This is a genomic window from Paenibacillus sp. F024 (genome assembly GCF_057814255.1).
Window position 1 is genome coordinate 169,430 of the sequence record NZ_JBVASZ010000007.1, and the last position, 26,437, is coordinate 195,866.

Below are 26,437 nucleotides of genomic sequence, written 5' to 3' on the forward strand. Positions count from 1 at the left end.
ATGGCTGTAGAAGAAAAGCAGCTTACGGAGAAGCTAAAGCTAACGCTGGATTCCGAGCAGCTGACCAACTGCATGCGCTGCGGCTTCTGCCAGACGGCTTGTCCGACATTTCAGGAAACCGGATTGGAGGCAGCGTCGCCGCGTGGAAGAATTGCACTGATGAAGGCCGTCTATGATGGGAAAATGGAGCCGGATATCCGGTTTCAAGAACAGATGGATTTATGCCTCGGCTGCCGCGCCTGTGAGCCGGCTTGTCCATCGGACGTCAAATACGGACAGCTCATTGAGCAAGCACGCGAATCCATTGCAGCTACCGTCAAGCGTCCTTGGCACGTCAAACAAATTCGGCATCTGTTCATGGAGCGGCTGTTTCCGCATCATGGCCGGATGCGGATTGCAGGCGGCCTGCTCAAGCTGTATCAAGCAAGTGGAATGCGAAAGCTTTCGCAGGGCCTCGGAGTGATGAAGCTTTTTCCTGAGCATATGCGGGAAATGGAAGCCGTCCTTCCCGACGCCTCGAGCGACGGTGTGATTAAGCGCTGGCAGCGGCTTGGTCTGCCCGCCCGTTGGGAACAGACAGAAGGAAAGGAACCGGTATTGGTCATACCGGCTGAGGGGGAGCCTTTGGCCCGTGCCGGTTTTTTCCGCGGCTGCATCATGGATGTGTTGTTCACGCAGACCAATGTGAACACGGTCAAGCTGCTCCGCAAGGCGGGTTACGAGGTCGTTATCCCTACCTCTCAAACCTGCTGCGGAGCGCTGCATGCCCACGCGGGCGAACGGGAGAGCGCCCGCCGGCTGATGAAGAGCAACATCGCAGCCTTTGCTGCAGCTCACGCCGATTTCGTCGTGAGCAATGCCGGCGGCTGCGGCGCCAGTCTGAAGGAGGTCGATCACCTCCTTCACGGAGATTCCGGCGAGCCGGAGGCCCGCCGTTTCGCGGCCAGTGTCCGCGACGTGTCAGAGCTGCTCGCCGACGGACGTCCGCTGCCGCTCAAGCCGCAGCGGCAGCCGGAGCGGGAGATCACGGTCACCTATCAGGACTCGTGCCATCTCCGCAACGTCATGCGCGTATCTTCGCCTCCCCGTCAGCTCATCCGTTCCCTGCCTGGCGTACAGCTGCGTGAGCTGCAGGGCGCTGAGAGCTGCTGCGGCTCCGCCGGCATTTACAACCTGACGCAGCCGGAGATGTCCGCGAGCGTGCTCGACCATAAAATGGAGCACGTGGACCGGACGCATGCACAGGTCATTGTGACTGCGAATCCCGGCTGCCTGCTTCAGATGAAGTGGGGGGTTCACCGCCTCGGCCGCGGTGATACGATGGAAGCCATGCATCTCGTCGATTTCTTGGCAAATGCGGTGGATGACTAGATAGCAAAGGGAGACCTTCCCGCAAGAGGTCTCTTTTTCTTCCTTAAGTGAGAAAATTTTCCGTGCCTCCCGGACCTGTACGGGCGGAGTCACTGCGGCGGAATAGACGGGGCACCGATATCCTGTATAGAAACCTGCTTTGTCACCGCAACTTGTAAGCGCTTTTTTCGTATAAAAAGGTAGTATTTTCTTAACGATAAAGAAAACCTGTCTCTGAATCGCGGCCGCTCATTCTTAAATGGCCTCGATTGAGGTTCTCTTATTGGAAACGTAGGTGATGTGTTGAATTCCATATTTTTTCCCAAGCCGCTGCTCATTGCTATCGTAGTAACCCTTACGTTGTTTTTTATAGTTATCGGGGTAGGATTAAGGAAGGACGCTACCCGGATCGTGCATGCGGCCAGTTGGGATCGGGTTAAAGATTATCAATATGAAAAAACGCCTGGGCTAAAACGCGCGGAAGAACTCGGTCTTACCCGAAGCTTTCATATTCAGGTGCCTGTACCGGAAACGGACCTGCTTTTAACCATGTACGAGGTTTGGTACAACAAAGAACACATTTATTTTTTCTACAGCTTTGAACGGACGAAGGGAAGCTTGGTCAAGCATCTGAAGGACCGTGAAACGCCGGTTTTATCTTTTCGCGCGGTTTTACTCGGCGGCGCGGCGGATGCCGCTGGTCAGGAGTCCTATCCATTGAACTGGCCGTCATGGGAAGGAGCACAGCATCAAGGGAAGTATCATCAAAGGTCAGCGGTGTCACCCTTTAGGGAAGAGGGACAGCATACCCTCGTGTCCAAAATCGAGGAATTGATATTGAAGCAAGTCTCCGTTCGGTGGGGGGAGCGTACGTATCCTATCCAAGATCTGCGGCTTCCGATGGATGTTGACCTTACAGCCGAGTAGAGCGTCTTGGTACCGATGAACAGTTCTCCCACGCTGAAGGGGTGAGTATTTATATTCCATTTTCATAAACAAAAGCCGTTTGGTATCTCATGGGGACTGACTCCATGAGACGCTGGACGGTTTTTTTGCTGAATTGTGAGCTTATTTTACAAAATTCGAAAAGAAACTTGCGAATTTTTAACAACTTTTTAAGGAATATCTGGCATAATGATAGAGAGGTTGATAACTTGGGGGCAGAGAAATGGCAAAAATCATGGTAGTGGATGATGCCGCATTCATGCGTGCGATGATTAGGACGATACTTATGGAGGAAGGTCATGAAATTGTTGCGGAAGCGAGCAACGGTTTGGAAGCGGTTCAAGCGTATATGAGCACGCGTCCGGATTTGGTGACGATGGACATTACGATGCCTGAGATGGATGGGGTAGAGGCTGTCAGGGAAATCGTTAAGCTTCATCCGGGAGCCTTGATCATTATGTGCTCGGCGATGGGTCAGAAAAAAATGGTGGTGGACGCCATTACCGCAGGAGCCAAAGATTTTGTGGTTAAGCCCTTTCAGAAAGACCGCGTACTCGCCTCGGTCAATAGGGTATTGAACATTTTGTAAGCAGCGTACCGTTGGAGAATGGCATAAGAACAGCCGGCTCTGTATAATTTCCCCAAGTCCTGGAAAGGATATTTGCGATTTATCTCAAGACGATACCAAATATACCAAAAGGGGATGGCCGATATGCCTTATGCCGACATCAACGGTACTAAGCTGTATTACCGGATAAGAGGACAGGGTGTCCCTATACTGTTCTTGCATCCGCCTCTGATCACAGGACACACGTTTACGTATCAACTGCATCAGCTCGCGGAATATTTTCAAGTGATCACATTCGATATGCGGGGCCATGGCAAAAGCCCATATTCCAAAGAGCCCATTACCTATTCGCTCATAGCCGAGGATGTTCGGCAGCTGATGGATGAGTTGGGTATTCAAAAAGCGTATCTTTGCGGGTACTCAACCGGCGGTTCGATTGTTCTGGAAGCGATGCTGAATTATCCGGAACGCTTCCTGGGCGGGATTCTTGTCGCTGCGATGTCGGAGGTCTGCACTCCCGTGCTCAAACTGGAAATCTGGCTGGCCTCCGTTCTTTCGGCATTAGGAGCCAAACGATTGCTCGCGGCCGCTATTTCAGCCGGTAATGCCGACAGCCTTCAAACGTTTAAACAGCTATACGGAACCTCGGTACAAGGCGATATCCGAAACCTGTACCAATATTACCGCTTTAGCTTAAAATATAATTGTACGAATAGGTTGAAAGAGCTTCGCGCTCCCATCCTGCTCTTATTCGGGAAAAAGGATAAGAGGTTCAAACGTTATCTCAGCATTCTGCAGAAGCAGCTGCCTAGTTACTCGCTTTATTTACTGGAGAATGCCAGACATCAGATTCCAACCAAAGAAGCGCAGCGGATGAATGAGATCATCCGCACCTGGGTTGTGCGCCAGCAGGAAGGCACCAAACGAAGCCATATTCTTTTGGAGGATGCGAAACTGCCGCAATGGTCGGACATGATGGTGTCGGTTACTGAGCCGGAAGAAACGCATATATAGCCAAGCGTTCGCGGCATGCCGGATTGAACGGGTACAGAACACAATGTGATTTTCGGGCCGGCGGCAGGCGGGGCGCTAAAGCTGGCGTTTCGAAGCCGCTTGAAATCGATGAGGTATTACAGCATCAGGCTGGCGCAGTAAAGCTATACTAGTTGCAAAATAATCAATCCGTAAGCAATATCAAAAACCTTCCGGTCAAAGATATACCGGAAGGTTTTTCTGCCAGACGGATCAGATATCGAATTGGCTGTGAACCGCTCGGTCCGGCTATTTCGGCGGCTGATCCCCGGGCGTCTTCTCGTTGCTCCCGTTGAACAGCGCTTCCGTTAAAGCCTTTAGCTTATCCATCAGCTTTCCGTAACCGAAGCCGACCAAAAAAGCGATGCCGATTTTCGCTTCCATCGAGGTTCCGGTCTGCAGCAGCATGATGCCGCTTTGGAACAGCACGATCGTCATCACAGCGGCACCGGCACATTTAATCGGCCTCAATAAATACCACAAAACCCAGCGTTCGGAAATTTGATCATAGAACTCATGGAACAGCCTCATCGCGTACAGGGTGCCTCCAATCGCTCCGGCAAGCGCGTAGAATACGTATTCTTCCACGGCCTTCACTTCAACTCCGAGCCAATGGCTGAACGCGCCGCTTTTGATCACTCCGCCCATCCAAAAGCTCCCTGAGAACCAAACGGTCATATATAAAAGCAGGACAAGCTTGTACCACTGATTTCTGGGAAACATCACATCGTCCTCCCTGACAGGCGTATGTATCACAGTGTATTCCGGGGTTTGCGCAAAGGTACGGGCTTTGCAACCAGAAAAATGAATGAGATATTGGTCATTAATTGTAAGCCGGGTCAATTAGTTCTAAAGAACTATGAGAAAATAAAGTCTGTTTTTAATCATGAATTTATTATTTCGATTGCAGGATTTACTTAGGTATATGTGGAAGAGAAGGTAACGCTCATTTCTCATAATTTACCTATTTTCGTTCTTATTTTACAAAAGGGATGTTGATTATTATGCTGGACCGTCAAGGTAACGGAAAAACGGGAGACTTGGGAAAAAGCGTTCATCGTGAAAGGCACCAAAAAAAGTCCAAGTCGGAATACATCATGGCATCCAAGCGAAGGAGCCAGGAGGCTTGTCTCAATCCTGACGCCATTCCCGTATTTAAGGAAAAGTTGTCGATATCCGAACTGAACCGAAAATTGAACGAGTATGAGAACGTGCTGGCCGTCGTTCGATTTTTTGTGAAAAAGCTGCTGTTGTCCTCAAAGGGGAGCCCCATTTTAATTGTCATTTCCGATGAAGCGGGAGTCATTTTGGATATGGAAGGGGATGAGACAATCAAACAGACGATCAATCGGCTGGGGATTCAAATCGGAGTACGGTTTACCGAGGAATCATGCGGGACGAATGTGATTAATTTGAGCCTCAAAGAACGGCATCCCGTAGAGCTGATCGGTGAAGACCATTACCACACGTATTTGTTCAATAATGCTTGCTATGCTGTTCCTTTTCATTACAGAGATCACAATGACCTGCTCGGAACAATTTCCATCATGACCTCCATTGATCTGGCCAACCCTTTTTATTTGACTTTGCTCGATTTGGCCGTCGATTCCATTGAGCGGGAGCTGCTGCTCATTAAGCGGAACCAAAGGCTGAACGTTCTGAACCAAATTATGATCAATTCCACCCGTAACGGCATCATTATGACGGATAAAGAAGGCACCATTGTGGAAATGAACGATATAGCCGAGCAGTTGACAGGCTTAAGAAAGGGTTTGAACCGGCATCAAGTTGTGCGGATGTTCAGCCCAATGGGACAGTACATTTCGGATGTGATCGAGAAAGGAAGCAAATACGAGAACATCCAACTGATCCTTGAACGAAACAGAACCAAATCGAAGTTTGTCTGTTTGTTTGACGCCATTCCGATATATGACGAGCATTACCAGATTATCGGAGCCATTGGCCAGTTCAGGGACGTTACAAGACTCTACGAAGCAGAGGAAAAGTACAATCATTTGGCTTACCACGATGATTTGACGGGGCTTCCGAACCGCCGAAACTTTTATAGGCAGCTTGGCGAAATGTTTGAGACAGCCAGACATAACGAGGGCCGATTCGCTGTCCTGTATATTGATCTCGACCGGTTCAAGATGGTGAATGATACGTTCGGCCACCAGAACGGAGATTTACTGCTGTACGAGGCCGCAGAACGCCTGAAATACGGACTTCGCTCCGGCTGCTTCCTTTCCCGAATGGGTGGGGACGAATTTACGATTATCGTACCGCAAGGCTCCGAATCCATGGCCGCCATCATTACGGCGGAGACCATCTTGAAAAATTTTGAGCGCAGCTTTATGATTCAGGGACAGGAATTTCATATTTCGGCAAGCGTCGGCATTTCTTATTACCCGGATGACGGACAGGATGCGGAAACTTTAATGATTCACGCCGATACGGCGCTTTATAAAGCCAAGGATATGGGCCGGAATACGTATGTGCTGTACGCACCTTCCATGGACCAATCGTCGCATGAGAGATTGACGCTCGAGAATGCGCTGCGTAAAGCCGTGGAACGACAGGAGTGGGTTCTTCACTACCAACCGCAAATCGAAATGGATACCGGCCAAATCGTCGGCGTGGAAGCATTGATTCGTTGGGAGCATCCCGTGTATAAGCTGATTTCTCCTAACGAATTTATACCGCTGGCCGAAGAGACGGGATTGATTGTTCAGATCGGGGAGTGGGTCTTAAGGAAAGCCTGTCTGCAAAACAAGCAGTGGCAGGATGCGGGTTTTCCGAAGGTCCGGATGGCCGTCAATCTATCGACAGCACAATTTATGAAGAAAAATTTGTGCGAAACCGTTGAAAAAGTTCTCGAGGAGACGGGGCTGGAACCGCAGTATTTAGAACTGGAAATTACCGAAACGATGACCATGGACGTGGATAAAGCGAGTACGATACTGGATGAACTAAGCGAGCTTGGCGTACAAATCAGCATCGACGATTTCGGTACAGGCTACAGTTCCTTGAATTATTTGAAACAGTTTTCGATCCATCGCCTGAAAATTGACAAATCCTTCATCAAGGATATTGCAAGCGATCAGAGCAATGCGAGGATCGTAGGAGCCATTATTTCCATGGCGCATCACCTGGGCCTGCATGTGATCGCTGAGGGCGTCGAGACGAAGGAACAGGTGTCCTTTTTGAAAGAGCAAAAATGTGATGAACTCCAGGGCTATTATTACAGTCCCCCTCTGTCTGCTAAGGAATTGGAGACAAAATATTTTAAAAGCGTCACAGTTTGAAAATAGGATGGTGCAAACATGCGATTGTCGCAAGTATTGGCGGGCAATATGAAGAATTGGGGTATCAATCATGTGTTCGGCATCCCGGGAAAATCGATTTCCCCTTTAATGCTCGATTTGGATAGCGCAGATGTAGAGTTTGTCTTGACCCGCCACGAAGCGGGTGCGGGCTTTGCCGCAGCGGGCTATGCGCTGGGCAACAAGAAACTGGGAGTGGCCATTGGAACGTCCGGGCCGGGAGGTACCAATCTGCTGACAGCAGCCGGTCAAGCGAAGGCCTATAACCTGCCGCTGCTCATAATCACAGGTCAGCCCTCGGCTGCCGAATCGGGCAAAGCGTTAGGGCAGGACTCCAGCTGCTTTGGAACCGACTTGGTCAAGATGTTCGAACCGGTCACGTTGTTCAGCGCCAGAACCGAACGGCCGGACCTTGTACGTCTTTATCTTCAACATGCGCTGGAGAAAGCTTTCGCCGGTGCTAAAGGGCCGGTGCACCTATGCATCCCTTTTGATGTTCTGATGGCGCAGATCGAGCCGTTTACGCTCCATCTGCCCGATCACATTCCTCAGATGATCTCGCCGAATGTGGGAGAGGCCATACCGCTGCTCAACGCCGCCAAAAGACCTGTGCTGTTCGTCGGCAAGGGCGTGATGGCTGCGGAGGCTTACGATGAAATTCGCATACTGGCCGAACACTGGAACATCCCGGTGATTATGACGCCCGGCGGTAAAGGGGCATTCCCTACAAACCATCCGCTCAGCCTTGGGAATTTCGGGCTCGGGGGTACGGTACAAGCCAACGACTACATGAAATCAGGCGTCGACCTGTTGATTGCGGTAGGGACGAAGCTGAGCGATATGACTTTGTCCGGGTTTACCCCGCAGATGATGCCAAAGCAGGTCATTCATTTTGACTACGACGTGACCTTTGTGTCCAAAGCGCTTCCCGTTCCTACCTGCATCATTTTGGGAGATGCAAAGACAAATCTGGCCAAGCTGATTGATCTGGCGGAAGCGCAGCCCGTGATCTATGAAGCGGCTGCAACCGCGGAGCTGGAGGCGCTGTCCGTGGAAGCGGAGGAGGGGCGTCTTCTCTCTGCGGTGGAGGCGGTCCTGGCCCTTCGTTCCGCTTTGCCGGACGATGCGATGGTGTTCGGAGATGACGGCAGCCATACGTTCTACGCCATTCGTCATTACGATGTTCACCAGCCGGGCACCTTTTATTTCGACGATGTCTTTGGCGCTATGGGCCATGCTATCGGCTATGCGGTCGGAGCCAAAGCGGCTTTGCCGGAACGCACCATTGTGTGCCTGACCGGCGACGGGTGCGCCATGATGCACGGAACGGAAATTGCCACCGCCGTGAACCACCGTCTTCCGGTTCTGTTTATCGTGTTGAATAACGGCCGATTGGACATGGTCGACAAAGGAATGTCCTTCAACACCGGACGCAGTGTAGGTGCCGTATACCAAACGCCTCTGGATGCCGCCATGTTCGGCCGTTCCTTAGGGGCGATGGGCGTCTGCTGCAAGACCGCCCAGGAAATTCGGGAGGCTGTGGCAGCGGCCATGCAATCACCAGGTCCTACGGTCATTGAAATCATAGTGGATCCTAATGAAATCCCGCCGATCTTAACCAGACTGTTAACGTTGGAATAAGCCGGCAAAATTTATTTTTACGGTGGAAAGGAGTTCTATTATGGAAAGCGCAAGGTATGAGCAAGGGTTGGAGGTTTTAAAAGAAATGACGGGGGGAAAGGAGTTCCCTCCGCTGGAAGCGATTCGCAGCTTTTATCCCGACTTCGCCGAATTTATCGTAAGCAACGGGTTTGCCGATATTTACGCCCGTCCCGGACTGGATGTCAAGCAGCGCGAGCTGATCACTCTGTCTTCATTGATCACGCAGGGAGCTGTGGACCAGCTCGATTTTCATATTCACGCCGCTCTGAACGTAGGACTGCAGCCTGTGGAAATTGTGGAATTGATTCTACACTGCTCGGCATATGCGGGTTTTCCGAAAGCAATAGCGGGATTGGGCGTAGTGATGCGTATTTTCAAAGAAAGGGAAATTCAAATATAGAATCCTTACCATGCAAAAGCTTGTAAAAGGATTTGAACCGGAGGGCGCTTGAAGAAAGCGCCCTCTTTATGTGCTAGGCCTGCAGCAAGGGTAACGTAATCGTCATCGTGGTTCCCGCATGTTTGTTCGAAGTAATATCGATCGTACCCCCATGATTTTCAATAATACGGTAGCTGACGGACAACCCGAGCCCTAGCCCGTTTTCTTTGGTGGTGAAGAAAGGGTTCAAGATTTGATCAAGCTCGTCTTTCTCCAGACCGATGCCGTTATCCTCAATCCGTATTTTCACATGGTTCATATCGGATTCCAGCGAAATCAAAATCATTCCTTTTTCATCAACGGCTTCCAATGCATTCTGCAGGATGTTAATCAGCACTTGCTTGATTTGGAGAGGGTCGGCATGCAGCATAATGGGGTTGTTCTCGTGGGTAAATTGTACGGAAACATTCTTGATAATAAACTGGCTTTCCATAAAAAGCAGCGTTTCTTTCATCAGCTCCTGCATATTGAATCGTTTCAGGTCGGGGAAGCTGGGTTTGGCCATCAGCACAAATTGGGATATCAGTTTATTCAGCTGGAGCAGCTCGTTATGGACAATTTCAATGTACCTATGTTCCTTTTCCGTAAAGTGTTCACTTGTTTTAAGTATTTTGATAAACCCGGTAATGGAGGTAAGCGGATTGCGGATCTCGTGGGCAAGACCGGCGGCGAGCTTGCCGATGACGGAAAATTTCTCCGCCGTGATGATTTGACGCTCCAGCAGAAAGCGCTCCGTGATATCGCGGAACTGGGCGTAGGCTCCGATAACCCTGTTTTTATCGTCATAGATCGCATAACTGTCAAACTGGCACACGATCCCTCCGCTTTGCAAATTGCCAAAGGTCAACTCCACGTTCTCATAAGATTTGCGGTATTCGAGCACCTTGTACATGTATTGTCCAAAGGGCTGTATGTCAAAGATCGAGCTTCCAAGCAGCTCCTGCTTTGTACAATTGGTGATTTGTTCGGCAAAAGGATTGCATTCGGTAACTCTTCCGAATGGGTCGGTGATAATGATGCCGTGCCGCATGTTTTTAATTAAAATCCGGTTTAAAATATCCAGCTTGTGATTGTTTCTTGACAGCAGGAGCTCTCGTTCGATGGAATCGGCGATATTAGACAGAAGAGTGATAAAAACCGGGTTTTGATAGTCGATCATAGTCAATAGAGAGATGGTACCCGATAAATGGTGACTGCCGGTAAAGTGAAAGGGGACGCTGTAGCAGGCTAAATGATGCAAAGCCTCGTGAAAATGTTCTTGACCGATGAGTGAAACGGGTGAACGTTCCGTCAAGGCCAAGTGAACCGAATTGGTTCCCATGGATTCTTCGGTGTATTGGATTCCTTTGACGATACCGAGCTCCGTGACGGTTTTCTTGATGAGTTGATCGCCGTACATCTCCAGAATAAATCCTTTCTCATCTGTAAGAACCAGCAGGAGCGGAATGTTGTTGAGCAAATGCATGATTCGACCGGCAAACAAGCTCATGACCGATAAAAGCTCGTCAAATTTGATCCTATTGTTTTGCAGCTCGGCGGCTGTTAGTCTGCTGGAGGGCGTGGGGATCACAACCGGGTTTAGTCCATAGGTTTGGCATCTTTTTTTGGATGCCGAGATACGTTCCGAAAGGTTAATCATAGGTTACTGTGGCTCCTAAATTTGGGGATTCTATTATCCAATGGAATGAACTCTTACATGATATATCAGAGAGTCTGAAAATGCTGTCTATTATTGTCGGTGGTATAACTTTTTTTGCTTCGTGCCAAGCGGTCATGGATATGCTGTGTTCGGTCTCTAAAACGGAGTCCGTTCTCAAAAAAAATACTTTACTTTAGTAACGTATTAATTTATTATCTCATTATCGCAAAAAAGGATGGTGAAGCAGATGAAAGATTCGCAGCATACGATGAATTCAGCAGAATTGCTGCTGGTTCAAGCCCGCAAAACACTCGAGCTGATGAAGCCTTATTCTCCGGGAAAACCAATCTGGGAGGTGCAGCAGGAGCTTGGTCTGAGCAAGGTGGTGAAGCTGGCCTCTAACGAAAATCCGCTGGGGGCTTCGCCCAAAGCGGTGGAGGCCATCATCCATGGTTTGCCGGAGCTTCACCGGTACCCGGATGCCCAGGCTTCGGGGCTTCGGGAAGCCATCTCTTACCGGCTTCACCTAAAACCGGAGCAGCTGGTCGTGACTAACGGGGCGGACGAGCTGATTACACTGATCTCCGAGACATTCCTGGAGCAGGACGATGAAGTTATTGCGCCGTCCCCTACATTCAGTGAATATGAATTTGGAGCGAATCTGATGGGAGCCTCGGTCATTAGCGTACCGTTGAGAGATGATTTTGGTTATGATGTGGACGCACTGCTGGCGGCATTAACGGAACGGACCAAAATCGTCTGGATTTGTTCCCCGAATAACCCGACGGGCACCTATATGCCCAAGGGAGAGCTTCAGCGTTTGCTGGATCAGCTGCCCAAACGCGTTCTGGTGGTGTATGATGCAGCATACAGCCATTATGCATCGGCGTCGGATTATACCGACGGGTTGGATTTTGTACGCGAAGGATATCCGATTTTTGTATTGCAGACCTTCTCCAAAATTTTCGGCCTGGCCGGGATCCGCGTCGGATTTGGCGCCGCTCCGGAAGGCCTAATCCGTCATATTTTGCAGGTGAAGGAGCCTTTCAACGTCAATGCGCTGGCCCAGGCGGCTGCAACGGCTGCTTTGACCGATGTGGAGCATATAGAGGCTTCGCAGCGGTTAAATGAACAGGGCCGCCGGCAATTGTACGAGGCTTTGGATCGCCTGGGACTGCCGTATACCCAAAGCAGCAGCAACTTTGTGCTGGTGAAGCTCGGGCCCGATGCGGCTCAACAGTATGAGCGTCTGCTTCGCCTTGGGGTTATCGTACGCTATGGGGGAGCTTGGGGGCTCCCGGAGCATGTGCGTATAACGGTGGGAACGAAGGAAGAAAACGACTTTTTGATCGAATGCCTTGGCGCGCTTTAGGACACACTACCCCTGATTCTTAGGAAAGGGGGAGACTTCGATGTCACGCGACAACGCCAACAACAACGGCAAAAAAGCAGCGCCCGGCAACAACCGGGATTCGGAGGTGGCGGGCGCCAAGCCGAGAAAATCTTAAGCGATATACGCTATTCATACGATAGCATGAAGAAACCGTCGATAAGGCGGTTTTCTTTTTATGGAAGAGATTTGGTGCCGGACTGCGAAAAGGTTATACTGTAGAAAAAACAACAATGATGATGGAGGGTGCTATGGTTCCTACGAAAGAGCAGTTGGAGAAGTATGCGGCGTTGGCTGTGCATGTCGGAGTGAACGTGCAGAAAGGGCAGACGCTGGTTGTGAACGCACCGCTTCAAGCGGTCGAGCTGGTACGGCTCATTGCCGCCAAAGCCTATGAAGCCGGAGCCAAGCATGTGCATGTGGAGTGGAGCGACGAGCAGCTCGCGCATATCAAATACAAGCTGGCTCCGATGGAGGCTTTCCAGGAGTATCCGATGTGGAAGGCCCAAGGCATGACGGAAATGGCGGAGAACGGCGCGGCATTCCTCTCGATCTATTCGCCCAGTCCGGACCTCATGAAGGATGTCGATCCCGACCGGATTGCGGCAGCTACCAAAACGAACGCTTCGGCCTTAAAAACCTACCGAAGCTATATCATGTCGCATAAGGTGGCATGGTCGCTGATCTCGATCGCTACCGAGCCATGGGCGCAAAAGGTATTTCCGGAGCTGTCGGCACAAGCCGCTGTGGAAGCGTTGTGGGGCCGGATTTTTGAGGCGACCCGGGTGGATATGGAGAATCCTATTGAGGCATGGAAAAAGCATAACGCGCACCTGGCTCAAACCGTCGAGCGGTTAAATAACAAACGGTATAAGCAGCTGATATACGAAGCGCCGGGCACGAATCTGACCGTGGATTTGCCGGAGAAGCATATATGGCTTGGGGGCGCCAAAGAGAATGCCAAGGGTGTATGGTTTAACCCCAATATGCCGACTGAGGAAGTGTTTACCATGCCCCATAAGGACGGCGTGAACGGCGTGGTGCGCAGCACGAAGCCGCTGAATTACGCCGGCCAAATTATCGACGGGTTTTCCCTTGCCTTTAAAGACGGCAAAGTAGTCGATGTCTCGGCCGAAACAGGCTATGATGCATTGAAACGGCTGCTGGAAACCGACGATGGAGCAGGCCGTTTGGGCGAAATTGCGCTGGTGCCGCATCAATCGCCCATTTCGAATTCCAATTTGATTTTCTATAATACGTTGTTTGACGAGAATGCCTCAAGCCATGTGGCTTTAGGACAGGCCTACCAGGTAAATCTTCAGGGAGGCACCGAGATGTCCGAACAGGAGCTCGCGGACAACGGCGCCAACACCAGCTTGGTTCATGTTGATTTTATGATCGGTTCCGGGGAAATGAATGTAGACGGATTGACCTCGGATGGCCGTAGGGAACCGCTGATCCGGCAGGGAAACTGGGCCATATAACCGCAAATGAAAGAACGGAGCGAAGCCGTACGCGCTTTTTCGCTCCGTTCTTTGGTTAAAGGTCAGCATAAGTTACAGGTTGTGAGCTACTTTCTTTTTTGATGAGTAGCATTTGCGGCAGACCGGCAAATAGCTTTCATTGCCGCCGATTTGAATTTGTTCGCCTTGGAATACGGGGCGGCCGTTCTCGCAGCGCATATTCATGGTTGCTTTCCTGTCGCAATACCAGCACACCGTCTTGATCTCCTCAATTTTGTCCGCCAAGGCGAGCAGATGATAGCTGCCCTCGAACAGTTGGGCCATAAAGTCGGCCCGAAGGCCGTAGGCTATCACGGGAATCCCTAATGTATCGACAATTTCGGTTAACTGCAGCACCTGCTGTTTATTCAGGAACTGCGCTTCGTCAATCAGAATGCAGTTGGGTCTTTCTTTGGCGGCCAGTGCCACCATGTCAAGCTGGTCGTCAATCACAATCCCGTCTTTGCGCATGCCGATGCGGGAAGCTACCGTTCCCACGCCTTCGCGGGAATCCACCGCGGGAGTAAAGAGCAGAACCTTCTTTCCCTGTTCCTCGTAATTATGCGCCACACGCAGCACTTCAATCGATTTGCCGCTGTTCATGGTACCGTATCGGAAATATAGCTTGGCCAAGTTGAAAGCCCGTCCTCTCCCCCAAAAGTAACGAACCCTATCATAGCACATCATTCCCATTTGACCAAGTTTTGCAGCACACTCTTTATTTGCTTTCGTGTTCCTTGATCACACGTCCGATCATACAAATTCCCGTGATAACGTGATCCGAGCCAACAATCGGCGAAAGGGTCAGGCTCATATCCAGCAGCGAGCCGTCCTTACACCGCCGGATGGCCTGAAATTCTCCGATTTGCTCGCCATGGAATGCTTGACGGAACAAAAGCTCGGTTTCGCTCCACAGTTCTTCCGGTATCATTAGCGGCCTCTGTCCGGTGAGCTCTTCGCCGGAGAACCCGAATGTCCTGATGAATGCGCGATTCGCCCTGACCAGGCGAAATTCCGGATCGAGTATGGCAATGGTGTCAACGGCATGCTCGATCATCGAATCCAGCTGCTGAAGCCTCGTATTCATGGCTGCTTCCTTTTCCTTTTGCAGGGTTACGTCCCGCATGACGACGGACACTCCCGGCTTGCAGGGGGAACAGTTCGCTTCGATCCACCGGTTTACTTCAGCGTAGTACTCCTGCAAGAGTACAGGAGAAGCTTGCTCCATCGCCTTATGACAGGCTTTATGAAGAGTGGAACCGATCCACTCCGGCAGGGCGAGCCGAAGCTCCCTTCCAAGCAGCTCCTCGCGGTTTCGTTGAAACAGCATTTCCGCACTCCGGTTCATATGGATGAATCTTCCGCTCCGATCAAGCATAAGATAGGCATCAGCTATCGTTTCAAGCATGGAGGCCATGGCCAGCCGCGATTCTTTCAGAGCCGTTTCCGTTTGCTTCAGCGCGGTGATTTCTTGAGCCTGTATACAAATATAATGAGGAGATCCGTGATTTCCATTCAGTTCAAAAGCATCTACTTTCATCCATACGATCTGACCGTCTGCACGAAGCCAGCGCATTTCCGTTTCGTAACGGGAAAGCTGTCCTAAAATCAATTGGCTTAAATGATGCATACACAGCAGAAGCTCTCCCGGATGCACAAGTGCCTGGAGATTCATCTTCGTTAATTCATCCGCTGTATAACCTAGTCTGGAGGTAACGTAGTCGTTTGCAAATAACAGGCTGCAGTCCGCATCAAGCAGGAGCGTCGCGGACTGAGAAGCGGTAAAGCTTTTCAGAGCCAGGTCGGCAAGAAGGCGGGGATTCCCCTTTGTCGCTTTGAGAAGCAGCTTTTCCGAGAGGCTTACGGGTACGATATCATCGTTCATAGGCAGGACTTCCTTCCCATTTGTCTGTTGTTGATAACATTCGTCAAAAATCTACATAAACCCTCCTTCTTTTCCGCCCAGAAGAGGAAAACAGATCTAAAAATCTCTTTATTTTAAATTGCTATAATAAGAATGGAATGCTAATATTAAACATATTATCTACAGTTCATAGAATTGTCACAGTTAAGTCCTAGGAGGCAGAAGCATACATTCCTAGTCCCCTCATAACTTCATCCCTGTCAGTCTTTTGGCCCCTCGGTCTTTGTTTGTGGCAACACTACAAAATTCCGGAATGAGAGGTTGCGCGAGGCATGAACAGACATGGATTACCCCCAAAACAAGGTCTTTATGATCCGCAATTCGAGCACGATGCTTGCGGAATCGGATTTGTCGCTCACATGAAAGGAAGCCCTTCCCATGAGATTGTAACCCAGGCGCTTACGGTGCTTTGCAACCTGGATCATCGCGGCGGACAAGGCTGCGAAACCAATACGGGGGACGGAGCGGGCATTTTGCTGCAAATTCCCGATAAATTCTTGCGCAATGCTTGCCGGGAGGAAGGCATTCTTCTTCCGTCTCCGGGACGTTACGGTGTAGGAATGGTATTTTTACCCCGCGAGACCGATTCTCGGATTGCCTGTGAACGGTTAGTCGAAGAGAAGGTGCGTCAGACCGGTCAAGTCTTCCTCGGCTGGAGGACCGTGCCTACGAACAATGCCGGGCTGGGTGAAACCGCCAAATCGGCTGAGCCCGTTATCCGGCAGGTATTGATCGGTGCGTCGGAAGATGCGGGAAATAATCTTGCATTTGAACGCAAGCTGTACGTCATTCGAAAGCTGTCTGAGAAGGGGGCGCGTGCTCTCGGCGGTGCGGAGCCGTTTTATTTCTCCAGCTTATCGAGCCGTACCATTGTATATAAGGGAATGCTTACGCCGGAGCAGGTAGATGAATACTACGTGGAGCTGCAGGATCCCGAGCTGGAATCGGCTCTTGCCCTGGTTCACTCCCGATTCAGCACCAATACGTTTCCCAGCTGGGAAAGAGCTCACCCCTACCGCTATTTGATCCACAACGGTGAAATCAATACGCTGCGCGGCAATGTGAATTGGATGCATGCGCGTCAAGCGATGTGCAAGACGGAGCTGTTCGGAAGCGATTATGAAGCCATTCTCCCCATTATAGATACGGAGGGCTCGGACTCACAGATGTTCGATAACGCCCTGGAATTTTTGCTGCTGGCCGGGCGTTCTTTGCCGCATGCGGCGATGATGATGATCCCCGAGCCTTGGTCCAAGCATGAGTCGATGAGCGATGAAAAGAAAGCGTTTTACGAATACCACAGCTGCTTGATGGAGCCTTGGGACGGGCCTGCGGCCATCGCTTTCACAGACGGCCGTTCGATCGGTGCGGTGCTGGATCGAAACGGTCTGAGGCCTGCACGTTATTACGTTACGAAAGATGATTTGATCGTGCTCGCTTCTGAAGCCGGCGTCCTTCCTATTGCTCCGGAGCGTATCGTTTCGAAGCAACGGCTTGAACCCGGACGCATGCTGCTGGTGGATACGGAGGAAGGCCGTATCGTGTCGGATGAAGAGATCAAGGATCGAGTGGTGAAGGAGCAGCCTTACCGCCAATGGTTAAACGAGCACTTGATCTCTTTAAAAGATCTCCCGGACGCACCTGAAGTGCCGTCGATCGATAGCGATACTCTGCTTCAGCGCCAGCAGGCTTTCGGTTACACATTCGAAAATCTGCGCAAGGTGCTTGAACCGATGGCCCGGACGGGCGTCGATCCGGTGGGATCAATGGGCTTCGATGCGCCTTTGGCGGTATTATCCGAACGTCCGCAGCTGCTCTACCACTATTTTAAGCAGCTTTTCGCGCAGGTGACCAACCCGCCGATCGACGCCAACTTTGAAGAGATCATTACGGCACAGGGGACGACGCTCGGACCTGAGGGCAGCCTGATCGACCCGAAGCCTGAGAGCTGCAGGCAAATCCGGATCGAAACGCCGATGCTGACCAACGAAGAGCTCGCAAAGCTGCGGCATAACGGGCGCGAGGGCTTCAAGGCGGTTACGCTGCCGATCCTGTTTAACGCAAGCGAGGGATCCGACGGCTTGGAACGGGCAATGGAGGAGCTTTTCTTGGAAGCGGATCAGGCCATTGCCGGCGGCGCAACACTACTCATTTTGTCCGATCGCGGGGTGGACGAGAAGCAGGCGGCCATTCCGGCGCTGCTCGCTGTCTCCGGTCTGCATCATCATTTGATCCGTGCGGGAACGCGGACGAAGGTAGGGCTAATTTTGGAATCAGGCGAACCGCGGGAAGTGCACCATTTTGCGCTTTTGCTTGGTTACGGTGCCGGCGCGATCAACCCGTATTTGGCATTGGAATCGCTGGACGGCCTCATTCGCCAAGGCATGCTTAAGGATATAACCTACGACAAAGCGGTCTATCATTATATGAAAGCGGCTACGAAGGGTGTCGTGAAGGTACTCGCGAAGATGGGGATTTCCACCATTCAGTCCTATCGAGGTGCACAAATTTTTGAAGCGATCGGTTTGGATTCCTCCGTTATCGATAAACATTTCACATGGACGTATACGCCCGTCGGCGGGATTAAGATCGACGCGATTGCGCAGGAGGCGCTGCTTCGTCACAGACGGGCGTTCTCGAATCAGGAAGGACGCGACCGGGTGCTGGATACGGGAGGAGAGCTGCAGTGGCGCAAGAACGGGGAGGAGCATATTTATCATCCGGAGACCATTCATGCGCTGCAGACGGCCGTCCGAACGAACAATTACGCCATGTACAAACAATTCGTCAAGCTGATTCACCAGGAGAACGAACGTTACATGACGCTGCGTTCCTTATTCTCTTTCCGTTCCGTAAGGCAGCCCGTGCCGATTGAGGAGGTTGAGTCCGTCGAATCGATGTTCAAGCGGTTCAAAACGGGCGCGATGTCGTACGGCTCGATTTCGAAGGAAGCGCATGAAAGCCTTGCGATCGCCATGAACCGGATTGGAGGCAAAAGCAATACCGGCGAGGGTGGAGAGCATCCGGACCGCTTCCAGCCCGATGAGAACGGTGATCTGCGGAGAAGTGCGATCAAGCAGGTGGCATCCGGCCGGTTCGGCGTCACCAGCAATTATCTGGTCAACGCCGATGAACTCCAGATCAAGATGGCCCAGGGCGCAAAGCCGGGCGAAGGCGGCCAGCTTCCGGGCTCCAAGGTATATCCTTGGGTCGCCGAGGTGCGCGGTGTGACGCCGGGCGTAGGGCTGATTTCGCCTCCTCCGCACCATGACATTTACTCGATTGAGGATCTGGCGGAGCTGATTCACGATCTGAAGAACGCGAATCCGAGGGCCCGCATCAGCGTCAAGCTGGTATCCGAGGTGGGCGTAGGCACCGTCGCTGCAGGGGTAGCCAAAGGAAAAGCCGATGTCGTGCTGATCAGCGGATATGACGGAGGCACGGGCGCATCACCGCAAACGTCCATCCGCCATGCCGGACTTCCTTGGGAGCTCGGGCTTGCGGAAACGCACCAGACGCTGGTGCTGAACAATCTTCGCAGCCGGATTACGGTCGAGACGGACGGAAAGCTGATGACCGGACGCGATGTGGTCATTGCCGCCCTGCTTGGGGCAGAAGAGTTCGGCTTTGCGACGACGCCGTTGATCGCTTTGGGCTGTATCATGATGAGGGTATGTCATTTGGATACTTGTCCGGTAGGAGTGGCGACGCAAAATCCGGAGCTGCGCAAGAAATTTACCGGAGATCCGCAGCATGTGGTCAACTTCATGAACTTTGTCGCGCAGGATGTCCGTGAGCTGATGGCTCAGCTGGGATTCCGTTCGGTCGAAGAGATGGTAGGTCATACGGAGATTTTGGAAACCAAAGAAGCCGTGAAGCATTGGAAGGCGAAGGGCATTGATTTATCGCCGCTGCTGCATCAGCCCGAAGTCGGCGAGGAGGTAGGCCGGTTCTGTTCGGCCCTTCAAGACCACGGCTTGGACCGCTCGCTTGATGTGAGGGAGCTGCTGGCGATTGCCGAGCCTGCGCTTGAACGAAGGGAAAGGGTGCATGCGATACTGCCGATTCGCAACACCAATCGGGTTGTAGGCACGATCCTTGGCAGCGAGGTGACCCGCAGGTACGGGGCGCAAGGGCTGCCAGACGATACGATTCGTCTTCATTTTAACGGGTCGGCGGGTCAGAGCTTCGGCGCCTTTGTGCCCCAAGGCATAACGCTGTCCTTGGAGGGCGATGCCAACGATTATTTCGGCAAGGGGTTGTCGGGGGGCAAGCTGGCCGTATTCCCTTCGGAGAAATCGGGATTTGTCGCCGAGGACAATATCATTATCGGCAATGTGGCCTTCTATGGAGCTACGGACGGTGAAGCCTACATCCGCGGGATAGCCGGCGAGCGCTTTTGCGTCAGGAACTCGGGCGTGCGGGCTGTGGTGGAAGGCGTCGGAGATCATGGCTGCGAATATATGACCGGTGGCCGAGTCGTTGTGCTTGGGCCGACAGGGCGTAACTTTGCAGCAGGAATGTCAGGCGGTATCGCCTATGTGCTTGATGAACAGGGCACGTTTGCAAGCAGCTGCAATAAAGATATGGTTCTGCTGGAAACGGTAGAGGAAATATTTGAAGCCGAAGAGCTGAAGAACATGATTCAGCATCATGCCACGTTCACGGACAGCGCTGTGGCTCACCGCATACTGCAGCATTGGGAAGACTACTTGTGGAAGTTCGTTAAAGTCATTCCGAAGGATTACAAACGGATGTTTGAGGCGATTGAACGCGTAAAGCGTTCGGGTCTGAGCCAACAAGAAGCGATGCTGGTAGCCTTCGAGGAAAATATGAAGGACATCTCCCGCGTGAGCGGCAACTAAGGAGGATAGTTCGATGGGTAACCCAACCGGTTTCATGGAGTATGATCGCGAAGTCCCGGTCGACAACGCTCCGCTGCTGCGAATCGCGCATTGGCAGGAGTTTGCCGTTCCGATGACGGAGGCCAAGCTGCAGCAGCAGGGAGCACGCTGCATGGATTGCGGTATCCCGTTTTGCCACACCGGCAAGCTGATCAGCGGAATGGCTGCCGGCTGTCCGGTGAACAATTTGATTCCCGAATGGAACGACCTGGTCTATCGCGGGCAATGGAGAGAGGCGCTGGAGCGTCTGCATAAGACGAACAACTTCCCGGAATTTACCGGTCGTGTCTGCCCGGCTCCCTGTGAGGGCTCCTGTACGGTAGGCTTGAACGGATCGCCGGTCACGATTAAAAACATTGAAAAATCGATCATCGACAAAGGGTTCGCTGAAGGCTGGGTCGTTCCGCAGCCTCCAGCTGTACGTACAAGCAAGAAGGTCGCCGTCGTCGGCTCCGGGCCTTCGGGCCTCGCCTGTGCCGCTCAGCTGAATAAGGCGGGTCATACCGTAACCGTGTACGAGAGGTCGGATCGGGCAGGGGGCCTGTTGATGTACGGCATCCCGAACATGAAGCTGGATAAAAAATATGTCCAGCGGCGCATTGACGTGCTTGCCGCCGAAGGCGTCCATTTCGTTACGGGGACGGAAATCGGCAAAGATCTTCCGGCTTCACAGCTGAAAGAAGAGTTTGACGCCGTTGTGCTGTGCGGAGGCGCAACCTTGGGCCGCGATCTGAAGATTGAAGGGCGCGAGCTCAAAGGCATTCACCTGGCGATGGAGTTTCTGTCGAAAAATACAAAGAGTCTGCTCGATTCGGGACACAAGGATGGAATGTACTTGTCCGCCGAAGGAATAGATGTCATCGTTATCGGCGGCGGAGATACCGGCACGGACTGCGTAGGCACATCGATTCGCCATAAGTGCCGCAGCGTTACGCAGTTCGAGATTATGCCTAAGCCAGCGGATCAACGTCAGCCCAACAACCCTTGGCCGGAGTGGCCGAAGGTGCTCAAGGTTGATTATGGCCAAGAGGAAGCGGCTGCACTGCAGGGCGAGGATCCACGCAAATATTTGATCTCCACGAAGAAATTCGTCGGTGACGAGAACGGCAACGTCAAAGAGCTGCATACCGTACTGATCGAGTGGAAGAAGGACGGCCAAGGGCGGTTTGTACCGGTTGAAGTGCCGGACAGCGAGAAGGTGTACCCTGCACAGCTGGTGCTGATCGCTATGGGCTTTATGGGTCCGGAGAGCCCGGTACTTGAGCAGCTTGGCGTGGAACGGGACGATCGCTCCAACGCCAAGGCAGAGTACGGACGTTACGCCACCAATGTGGAAGGTGTCTTTGCCGCAGGAGATATGCGCCGCGGACAAAGCCTTGTCGTTTGGGCGATCAATGAAGGCAGGGAGGCGGCCCGTGAAGTGGACCGTTATCTGATGGGCTCCACGAACCTGCCGTAAGAATGAGTCATAAGCTTTACCCCAAAGGCTCGGCCCGCGCGGAAAGGCGCGGAGTCGAGCTTTTTTCAGTATTGCACGGATATATTTCATTGATTTTGCCGAAACCATAGATTTTTTTTCATCGTCTTATTATATCAGCGCGTTACGCCAAGCCAAGGAGGCGGGGAAGGATGTTAAAACCGATTCTAACACCAGAAGAGCTGAGGGGACTGCTGTCGGCAGCAGAAGAAGAGGCTTCAGCGGAAACAGCGGCTATAGAGGAGCTTAGCCGCAGTGAGTCCGAAGCTGCCGTATCCTTACAAACGATTTCGGCCGAATTCTCCGCCTTGGAATCCAATCTGTCCAGGATGGACAGGTTTGGACGGAAAAAAAGCCGTTCCGGCCGATGGTTCTCCTCATAAAAGCCAGCTTGAGCTGAAAAGGTCTCAGCCCGGCTGGCCTGGGTTATCTGCGCTTGACGCGTTTATGAATGAGGCAGGAGCTTACTTTGCTTATTCGATAGGGGGTCGATGTCATCGTAATCGCGCGGCCGGGGAAGCGCATTGACTGCACGATCCGCGGAACATCCTGGTTGACCATCCTTTTAAGCAGCTCGATGGCGGCCCGGTACTTTTTGTAATCATAGTCCCCGGTCTTATCGTCATAGAAAGCATGCGGCAGTTCTTCCGGAGTTAGATAGGCAAACACCCGGCCTTCCACCTCCGCAATAAATGAAATCGGTGAATCTGCGTATCCCTGCTTTATCCATTCCTCCCGCGTCATCCGAAACACCATAATCGCAAAAATATCCTCATACAATTTCCCCTTAAACTTAAAGCGAAAATGCAGTTCATACTCGGTATCGCGATCCTGTCTTCTTGCACCGACCACGCAGTAATTTCTCCACCATAAGGGAAAGCGCAGCGTAAATCCGTATCTTTCGTTACGATATACGAACTGGTTCGGCTTCCTCACGTCTTACCGATCTCCTTTCGCTCTCTCATTCCTTATACTCTATTCGCAAGCCTGGCTATTTATGGCTTGAACCCAATGTTTTTGAACCGGACCCAATTGAGAGAATCCAGAGCCATGCCATGGACAGAGGGGTGGTGGAGCGCTTTGAGTCTTTTAAAGTAGAGAAAGATCAGCAGAGCCGAAGCTCCGTATCGTTATCGAGAGTGGCGCACCGCTTCCGTCGCGCTCTTGCTGGGAGAAGTGCTCCTCGGGACGTTAAAACTCTCATCCATCATACTTCTTTTTGTAATGCGCAAGCGTCAGCAAAGGCCAGATGTAATTGTAGCTGTGGTAGCGGGTATAAAAATCGCCGGGCAGTCCGGCGCCTGTCGGGTATTTGGCCGTCCATCCGGTATTTCCGAGCTGCACCATTTTCGCCAAAGCCAACATTCCTTTATGAATGGAATCGGTTGGCTGCGGGTGTACGGCCACGAGCGCATCGAGCGCCCAAGCCGTTTGGGAAGGGGTACCGGCCTGTAGCGGGACATAATGCTTCACCTGGTCGCTGCGGCATGATTCACCCCAGCCGCCATCGGGATTTTGGATGGAGGTAAGCCAGTTTACCGCTTTCAGGATGGAGACATGCTGTCTTGGCGCTCCAACGGCGATAAGTCCGGTTATAGCGGCCCAGGTCCCGTATATGTAGCAGATTCCCCAGCGTCCGTACCAGGAGCCGTCGGCCTTCTGATTCCGGATCAGCCAGTCAGCGCCGCGGGCAATGATCGGGTGAGCGATATCAAGTCCCGCTTCACTTCCAAGATACTCCAACGTTCGTCCTGTAAGGTCGGCCGTGGACGGATCGATCGCCGCTGCCTCGGCCCCGTCGACGGGCAGAAGACGGGTGAGAAGCTCGGAATCCTTGCCCTTCTCGAAAGCGGGCCATCCGCCGTCCTTGTTTTGCAAGGCTAATACCCAGTTTAGTCCACGAGCGCGGGCTTCACGAAACTGTGGGCCGGAGCGGGCAGGGGTTCGCCGCAAAGCTCTCAGCGATGCGGTCGTATCATCCACATCGGGTATGATCGTATTGATATCGGAAAAGCCCCAGCCGCCCGGCAGCGGATGCTCCAGTCCCCAGCTCCAATCCGCAAGCTTGCTTTGCTGGCGGGAGAGCAGGTAAGCATCCGCTCGGGCGATCGCCGGGTGCTCTGCGGAATAACCGGATGCCTGCAGCGCGTGGCTGATCAGCGCCGTATCCCAAACCGTGGGAGGAGAATTTTGGATATGCAGCTGTCCGTCCGCTTCGCAGGCCAGGGATTTCAAGCCTTGTACGGCATTTTGGATAACAGGATGATTAGCGTCATATCTCAGCGCAAGCAAGGCAAAGATCATCAAAAAAGTGCTGGTGGCATAGCTGTACAGGGTCCCGTTTGGTTCAATCCGGTCCAGCATATAGTTTTTTGCATGCTGCAGGGCCTGCCGATGGAGCTCCTCGGGGAGCGAGGCAAGCTTCTGAATCGCTTCTTGGATATGCTCGACGAAGGAAACCCAACGGGACTCCTCCTCCCGCTGTCTTTCCGGCGAATCGGATACCGCCGTTAAAAGATCGGACAGATCAGGTGTCGTTTCGTTACGTAGGATAAACTTGAGGTCGGCCAGGATCAGAATGGAGGCCAGATGCACACGGGCATAGCTGGATAAATCCTGGAAGCTGAAAGGAAAGGAGGAAGGCAGCAGAATGAATTCAAGCGGTATTCGGCGAAAATGGGACCAGGGAATTTGTCCGGTTACAGCCAGCAGCACCTTGGTGAGCGCTCCGCTGACGTTGTGCAGACCGCCTTTGCGAAGAATATACCTTTTGGCTTTCTGCAGAGCCTCATCGGTTTGATCTGCTGTACCTGAGTACAAGAGAGCGTAATATGCCTCAACCGTAGCCGACAGATGTCCGTCGTCATCGTCATGGTACCATGTCCACGATCCCTCAGGTCCTTGTTTGTCCAGTATCCGTGAAGCTAAACGACGTATAAGATTTTCCCCGTCAAACTTTAAGAGCCTTAAGATAATGATCATATAGGCGTCCGTCAATATTCCGTTCTCAAAGCAAAAACGCCATGATCCGTCCGGTGACTGCATCTTCAGCAATCCCTCTATCAAACGATTCATGGCGGCTTCAACCGCTTCGGTATTCCGTTTCATTCGCCCATCACCTCTCCCCAAATCATTGTATGGGCAAGAAGCGGGAATCATGCGGGTGCTTAAGAGCCGGATGCATACTTGGATAGCGTATATCTGCGGATCGTTTCCGGAATTTGGTTTAATGAGGTCAAGGTAAAATAAGCTCCGGACGGCTTAACGTCCACCTCCACCAGATTGTACGCCCACTCCCGTTCGACAGGCATGAATATGGCGTGAATCCCATTCTTCAGCGCGGGCAGGATATCGGTGCGCAGGGAATTGCCGATCATCCAAGTCTCTCTGCGGTCAAAGCCTTGAGACCGGATTAACTCCTGGAGGAATTCGGCGTTCTTATGCCGGGTAATGTGAATCCGGTCTTCAAAATAACGCTCAAGACCGGCCTCTGTCACCTTGCGCATTTGAATGGCCGGATCGCCCCCCGTGTACAGATGGAGGATATGCCCGTCTGCTTGCAGCTCGCTCAATGTTTCTTCCATATAGTCATAAGGCTCAATGCTGTGCCCGTAAACGGAAGCGCCAAGCTCAAGCAAACGCCGGATCTCCCCTTGGCTTTTGGTGCGTCCTGTCATATCCGAGTAATATTCGTAAGTGTCGACGAACGACTGGGGAAAATGGTCCGGTGAAAATCCGCTTAGCATGACCCGCTCCAGATCGATTTGGGCCTGTTTTTTCTTCATTTCCTCCATGGAGAATGGATATCCGTGAAACCAGGTCTCCATCTGATCCGCAAACTGGTCGATCACCAAATCGAAAAATTTATTGCAATAAATGAGCGTATCGTCCATATCAAACAGTATCGTCTGTTTTCTCATAGGCTTCTCCTACTCTCTATCAGCTTCCTATTATTATAGCATGGCGATAGCGATAGTCCTATCCTCCTGCAGCGGATCAAGCTCGAGCATTCCTATAAACGCCCTTCAATGCGGATATCCTCCTCCGAACGCCAAGCACCTTCAAAGACGCTTTCTGCTCCGATTAGCGAAACTTCGGCACTGGGCTTTGAGGAAGAACCGCCTTTACGGAATAAACGAATTTGCATCTACACCTCTCCTCGTATCATATTTGTTGTAAAGCTTTGAAGGCCAATTTCCAGTTCCCCAGGGAACTGGCGACCGCTTTCAAAATTTCCAGCGTTGGCTCTTTGAAAATTGAATTGGGACTGGACTTTTCGAGA

Annotated in this window: 20 protein-coding genes; 12 read left to right on the plus strand and 8 right to left on the minus strand. The window is 51.9% G+C overall.

The window, feature by feature from the left end:
• The 4 genes from ACZYR9_RS10190 (at position 1) to ACZYR9_RS10205 (ending at position 3,877) form a co-directional block, all read left to right on the plus strand.
• Positions 1-1,371, plus strand: coding sequence for a (Fe-S)-binding protein (locus ACZYR9_RS10190; protein WP_488978360.1), 1,371 nt, complete (start codon positions 1-3; stop codon positions 1,369-1,371).
• Between the two features lie 282 nt (positions 1,372-1,653).
• Complete coding sequence (locus tag ACZYR9_RS10195) at positions 1,654-2,277, plus strand: hypothetical protein (protein WP_488978361.1); 624 nt, start codon at positions 1,654-1,656, stop codon at positions 2,275-2,277.
• Positions 2,278-2,518: 241 nt separating this feature from the next.
• The gene (locus tag ACZYR9_RS10200; RefSeq protein ID WP_488978362.1) at positions 2,519-2,884 is read left to right on the plus strand and encodes a response regulator; all 366 of its coding nucleotides are present in this window, start codon (positions 2,519-2,521) and stop codon (positions 2,882-2,884) included.
• Between the two features lie 123 nt (positions 2,885-3,007).
• Complete coding sequence (locus ACZYR9_RS10205) at positions 3,008-3,877, plus strand: alpha/beta fold hydrolase (protein WP_488978363.1); 870 nt, start codon at positions 3,008-3,010, stop codon at positions 3,875-3,877.
• 267 nt (positions 3,878-4,144) lie between these two features.
• Here the strand turns inward: ACZYR9_RS10205 and ACZYR9_RS10210 are convergent, their stop codons facing one another.
• Positions 4,145-4,618 (minus strand): hypothetical protein, encoded by a 474-nt coding sequence (locus ACZYR9_RS10210; protein WP_488978364.1) that lies wholly within the window; start codon positions 4,616-4,618, stop codon positions 4,145-4,147.
• Positions 4,619-4,899: 281 nt separating this feature from the next.
• Here ACZYR9_RS10210 and ACZYR9_RS10215 point away from each other — a divergent pair, with 281 nt between their 5' ends.
• Genes ACZYR9_RS10215 through ACZYR9_RS10225 form a run of 3 tightly spaced genes read left to right on the plus strand, consistent with a single transcriptional unit; the run spans position 4,900 to position 9,280 of the window.
• Positions 4,900-7,200 carry a putative bifunctional diguanylate cyclase/phosphodiesterase gene (locus ACZYR9_RS10215; protein ID WP_488978365.1) on the plus strand — a complete coding sequence of 767 codons (2,301 nt, stop codon included), beginning with the start codon at positions 4,900-4,902 and terminating at the stop codon, positions 7,198-7,200.
• 18 nt (positions 7,201-7,218) lie between these two features.
• The gene (locus ACZYR9_RS10220) at positions 7,219-8,859 is read left to right on the plus strand and encodes a thiamine pyrophosphate-binding protein (RefSeq protein ID WP_488978366.1); all 1,641 of its coding nucleotides are present in this window, start codon (positions 7,219-7,221) and stop codon (positions 8,857-8,859) included.
• Positions 8,860-8,899: 40 nt separating this feature from the next.
• Positions 8,900-9,280, plus strand: a complete 381-nt coding sequence (locus tag ACZYR9_RS10225) for a carboxymuconolactone decarboxylase family protein (RefSeq protein ID WP_488978367.1) — start codon at positions 8,900-8,902, stop codon at positions 9,278-9,280.
• A gap of 73 nt (positions 9,281-9,353) precedes the next feature.
• Here ACZYR9_RS10225 and ACZYR9_RS10230 read toward each other — a convergent pair whose 3' ends face one another.
• A complete protein-coding gene (locus tag ACZYR9_RS10230; RefSeq protein ID WP_488978368.1) occupies positions 9,354-10,958 on the minus strand; it encodes an ATP-binding protein in 1,605 nt (534 codons plus the stop codon).
• Positions 10,959-11,205: 247 nt separating this feature from the next.
• Between ACZYR9_RS10230 and hisC the strand changes: the two genes are divergently transcribed.
• Together hisC and ACZYR9_RS10240 are read left to right on the plus strand one after the other, a co-directional pair.
• On the plus strand, positions 11,206-12,330 hold the full coding sequence (hisC, locus tag ACZYR9_RS10235) for a histidinol-phosphate transaminase (RefSeq protein ID WP_488978369.1): 1,125 nt from the start codon (positions 11,206-11,208) through the stop codon (positions 12,328-12,330).
• Positions 12,331-12,599: 269 nt separating this feature from the next.
• The gene (locus ACZYR9_RS10240; RefSeq protein WP_488978370.1) at positions 12,600-13,832 is read left to right on the plus strand and encodes an aminopeptidase; all 1,233 of its coding nucleotides are present in this window, start codon (positions 12,600-12,602) and stop codon (positions 13,830-13,832) included.
• Positions 13,833-13,904: 72 nt separating this feature from the next.
• Here the strand turns inward: ACZYR9_RS10240 and ACZYR9_RS10245 are convergent, their stop codons facing one another.
• Positions 13,905-14,483, minus strand: coding sequence for a thymidine kinase (locus ACZYR9_RS10245; RefSeq protein ID WP_488978371.1), 579 nt, complete (start codon positions 14,481-14,483; stop codon positions 13,905-13,907).
• Between the two features lie 85 nt (positions 14,484-14,568).
• Positions 14,569-15,735, minus strand: coding sequence for a PAS domain-containing protein (locus ACZYR9_RS10250; protein WP_488978372.1), 1,167 nt, complete (start codon positions 15,733-15,735; stop codon positions 14,569-14,571).
• Positions 15,736-16,046: 311 nt separating this feature from the next.
• On the opposite strand from ACZYR9_RS10250, the gene gltB reads away from it, so the two are divergent.
• The 3 genes from gltB to ACZYR9_RS10265 all read left to right on the plus strand — a co-directional run bounded on the left by gltB (position 16,047) and on the right by ACZYR9_RS10265 (position 22,538).
• Positions 16,047-20,639 carry a glutamate synthase large subunit gene (gltB, locus tag ACZYR9_RS10255; protein ID WP_488978373.1) on the plus strand — a complete coding sequence of 1,531 codons (4,593 nt, stop codon included), beginning with the start codon at positions 16,047-16,049 and terminating at the stop codon, positions 20,637-20,639.
• A 13-nt stretch (positions 20,640-20,652) separates the two neighbouring features.
• The gene (locus ACZYR9_RS10260; RefSeq protein ID WP_488978374.1) at positions 20,653-22,137 is read left to right on the plus strand and encodes a glutamate synthase subunit beta; all 1,485 of its coding nucleotides are present in this window, start codon (positions 20,653-20,655) and stop codon (positions 22,135-22,137) included.
• Between the two features lie 170 nt (positions 22,138-22,307).
• The gene (locus tag ACZYR9_RS10265) at positions 22,308-22,538 is read left to right on the plus strand and encodes a hypothetical protein (RefSeq protein ID WP_488978375.1); all 231 of its coding nucleotides are present in this window, start codon (positions 22,308-22,310) and stop codon (positions 22,536-22,538) included.
• A gap of 43 nt (positions 22,539-22,581) precedes the next feature.
• Here the strand turns inward: ACZYR9_RS10265 and ACZYR9_RS10270 are convergent, their stop codons facing one another.
• The 4 genes from ACZYR9_RS10270 to ACZYR9_RS10285 all read right to left on the minus strand — a co-directional run bounded on the left by ACZYR9_RS10270 (position 22,582) and on the right by ACZYR9_RS10285 (position 26,302).
• A complete protein-coding gene (locus tag ACZYR9_RS10270) occupies positions 22,582-23,091 on the minus strand; it encodes a hypothetical protein (protein ID WP_488978376.1) in 510 nt (169 codons plus the stop codon).
• Between the two features lie 264 nt (positions 23,092-23,355).
• A complete protein-coding gene (shc, locus tag ACZYR9_RS10275; protein WP_488978377.1) occupies positions 23,356-25,263 on the minus strand; it encodes a squalene--hopene cyclase in 1,908 nt (635 codons plus the stop codon).
• 59 nt (positions 25,264-25,322) lie between these two features.
• Positions 25,323-26,075, minus strand: coding sequence for an HAD family hydrolase (locus tag ACZYR9_RS10280; protein ID WP_488978378.1), 753 nt, complete (start codon positions 26,073-26,075; stop codon positions 25,323-25,325).
• Between the two features lie 92 nt (positions 26,076-26,167).
• Positions 26,168-26,302 carry a hypothetical protein gene (locus ACZYR9_RS10285; RefSeq protein ID WP_488978379.1) on the minus strand — a complete coding sequence of 45 codons (135 nt, stop codon included), beginning with the start codon at positions 26,300-26,302 and terminating at the stop codon, positions 26,168-26,170.
• Between the last annotated feature and the right edge of the window lie 135 nt (positions 26,303-26,437).

What these genes read in the sequence shown, in the direction of transcription:
- hisC (WP_488978369.1), top strand. Translation starts at nt 11,206, where the DNA reads ATGAAAGATTCGCAGCATACGATGAATTCAGCAGAATTGCTGCTGGTT.
- ACZYR9_RS10260 (WP_488978374.1), top strand. Translation starts at nt 20,653, where the DNA reads ATGGGTAACCCAACCGGTTTCATGGAGTATGATCGCGAAGTCCCGGTC.
- ACZYR9_RS10210 (WP_488978364.1), bottom strand. Translation starts at nt 4,618, where the DNA reads ATGTTTCCCAGAAATCAGTGGTACAAGCTTGTCCTGCTTTTATATATG.
- ACZYR9_RS10220 (WP_488978366.1), top strand. Translation starts at nt 7,219, where the DNA reads ATGCGATTGTCGCAAGTATTGGCGGGCAATATGAAGAATTGGGGTATC.
- ACZYR9_RS10205 (WP_488978363.1), top strand. Translation starts at nt 3,008, where the DNA reads ATGCCTTATGCCGACATCAACGGTACTAAGCTGTATTACCGGATAAGA.
- ACZYR9_RS10285 (WP_488978379.1), bottom strand. Translation starts at nt 26,302, where the DNA reads ATGCAAATTCGTTTATTCCGTAAAGGCGGTTCTTCCTCAAAGCCCAGT.
- gltB (WP_488978373.1), top strand. Translation starts at nt 16,047, where the DNA reads ATGAACAGACATGGATTACCCCCAAAACAAGGTCTTTATGATCCGCAA.
- ACZYR9_RS10190 (WP_488978360.1), top strand. Translation starts at nt 1, where the DNA reads ATGGCTGTAGAAGAAAAGCAGCTTACGGAGAAGCTAAAGCTAACGCTG.
- ACZYR9_RS10265 (WP_488978375.1), top strand. Translation starts at nt 22,308, where the DNA reads ATGTTAAAACCGATTCTAACACCAGAAGAGCTGAGGGGACTGCTGTCG.
- shc (WP_488978377.1), bottom strand. Translation starts at nt 25,263, where the DNA reads ATGAAACGGAATACCGAAGCGGTTGAAGCCGCCATGAATCGTTTGATA.
- ACZYR9_RS10230 (WP_488978368.1), bottom strand. Translation starts at nt 10,958, where the DNA reads ATGATTAACCTTTCGGAACGTATCTCGGCATCCAAAAAAAGATGCCAA.
- ACZYR9_RS10250 (WP_488978372.1), bottom strand. Translation starts at nt 15,735, where the DNA reads ATGAACGATGATATCGTACCCGTAAGCCTCTCGGAAAAGCTGCTTCTC.
- ACZYR9_RS10200 (WP_488978362.1), top strand. Translation starts at nt 2,519, where the DNA reads ATGGCAAAAATCATGGTAGTGGATGATGCCGCATTCATGCGTGCGATG.
- ACZYR9_RS10240 (WP_488978370.1), top strand. Translation starts at nt 12,600, where the DNA reads ATGGTTCCTACGAAAGAGCAGTTGGAGAAGTATGCGGCGTTGGCTGTG.
- ACZYR9_RS10215 (WP_488978365.1), top strand. Translation starts at nt 4,900, where the DNA reads ATGCTGGACCGTCAAGGTAACGGAAAAACGGGAGACTTGGGAAAAAGC.
- ACZYR9_RS10225 (WP_488978367.1), top strand. Translation starts at nt 8,900, where the DNA reads ATGGAAAGCGCAAGGTATGAGCAAGGGTTGGAGGTTTTAAAAGAAATG.
- ACZYR9_RS10280 (WP_488978378.1), bottom strand. Translation starts at nt 26,075, where the DNA reads ATGAGAAAACAGACGATACTGTTTGATATGGACGATACGCTCATTTAT.